Source organism: Chryseotalea sanaruensis (genome assembly GCF_003990915.1).
Taxonomy (GTDB): domain Bacteria; phylum Bacteroidota; class Bacteroidia; order Cytophagales; family Cyclobacteriaceae; genus Chryseotalea; species Chryseotalea sanaruensis.
Genome location: NZ_BHXQ01000021.1, coordinates 1 through 1579, shown reverse-complemented (window position 1 = coordinate 1579; position 1579 = coordinate 1). Strand labels below are relative to the sequence as shown.

The 1579-nt window shown below is 33.9% G+C and carries 3 protein-coding genes; all 3 read right to left on the bottom strand.

What is annotated here, in order from left to right:
* Positions 1-144: 144 nt before the first annotated feature.
* Positions 145-447, bottom strand: coding sequence for a DUF6804 family protein (locus SanaruYs_RS19975; RefSeq protein WP_127124389.1), 303 nt, complete (start codon positions 445-447; stop codon positions 145-147).
* A 9-nt stretch (positions 448-456) separates the two neighbouring features.
* The gene (locus tag SanaruYs_RS19970; RefSeq protein WP_127124388.1) at positions 457-1290 is read right to left on the bottom strand and encodes a hypothetical protein; all 834 of its coding nucleotides are present in this window, start codon (positions 1288-1290) and stop codon (positions 457-459) included.
* Positions 1287-1579: hypothetical protein (locus tag SanaruYs_RS19965; RefSeq protein ID WP_218022494.1), on the bottom strand; the 293-nt coding region annotated here is incomplete at its 5' end. The genes SanaruYs_RS19965 and SanaruYs_RS19970, both read right to left, overlap by 4 nt.

Here is a 1579-nt window from a genome sequence, read left to right as displayed (position 1 = left end):
CAACGTTTGGCTATAACCAGTGGCGGCTTTTGAAACTGTTATTATCCACCGTGACCAAACATAATAACGAAGATACAATTTTATACTTACTCTTCACCCGCCATTGGTTATAGCTTTTGTTGTGCACAGTGCCTAGGTCTAATCTTATTTTTTCTCACCTGATTTCCATGTTATTGCTTTAATTAGAAATAGAACTGCAACTCCTATGTCTATGATAAACCAAAGTGATTTATCATTTAAGTAGACAGGAATTAATGGATTGAATAAAACACAAATACAAAGAAAGAATATTACCCAAAACGTAAAGCCCTTTTTGTACTCCTCTAACAAAATCAATACTGAACCTACAGTAACCATTATCCTAAGAAAGGTATAATACCCGTATGGTAATTCCATTGTGGCTACTAACAAAAGAAGTGAACAAGTAACAAGTAGTACTCTCAACATATTGAATATCTAAATTTTCTCTTTTGTCTGTTCTTGAAGTCGAATTTTACTCTGTTTTTCTTTCTCCTTCTTTTTTCTCTCCCTTTCTTTTAGTTCTGCGTATTTATTAGAGTACCAATAATTCAGGATAAAATTTTCTGCTATTGGTCTTGAGTCAAGATCTTTATTAATTGTGCTTATCGTCTTTTTTGCGATAATGATTTTTTTGTTGTCTAACCAAGTGTATACCCTATAAAAACCTAATGCATAGATCCCCTTTTCGTTTTTAATCGAAGGAGAGCCGTATTTTGATTTATAAATTTCTACTAGAGCATCGGCATAGGCATTTGGAACGGTGCAATCTAATTCCCAATTATTTCCTCCATAAAAATGTCGGTCATTATAATTGTGTGCTAAATCGAGTCTAATTGAGATAAGCTTGTTGTCCAATGTATCAAAAACTGAATAAAGACGACCTCTAATTTGAAAACTTTGGTGATGGAATGTGAAGTAAGGATCTGTTATCCATTGATCACAATGATACATCTTAGTAGTTTTATAGTCTTGTGGTACTCCAGAAGGAAGTGTGTCTTGGCTCACTGTTTTATTGGACAACAGTTTATTCAAGACAAGACGATATTGTTCATTGTCCATACCTTCCCAAAAATCTAAGAAGAGCATTCTATCCTTATTAACTTTAATTAAGCTATCTAGGTTTTTGTATGGATCCAATTTTGATCCACTAATTGTAGATGACTCAATATTTTGCAAGCCTTCTGTTGTAGGATTAGGTCTGCAAGAAAGAGCAAGGACTCCAAACCCAAGAATGAAAATTAATGTACAATATTGTAGTCTTATAATCATTGATGACTTTTCGGAAATACTTGTTGGAAGAGGTTAGTAAGGTCTTCATGAATATTTTTCGGACATGTGTCTCTGAAGACTATTTCTTGCCTAAGTTCATGAACTTGAAAGTATGGTTCATGTCTATTCTTGTCTTTAAGTTCAGGTCTACTGTCAAAGTAGTCATTGACAAGTGTGTCCCAGATTTCCAGTTTTTCAATAAGATTATCTGAGTAACCGAGTGCTTTTAGAAGTCCTTTATCTCTTTTCATAATTGAATTCGTTTGCGTTGGTGGCATTGTGCACAACG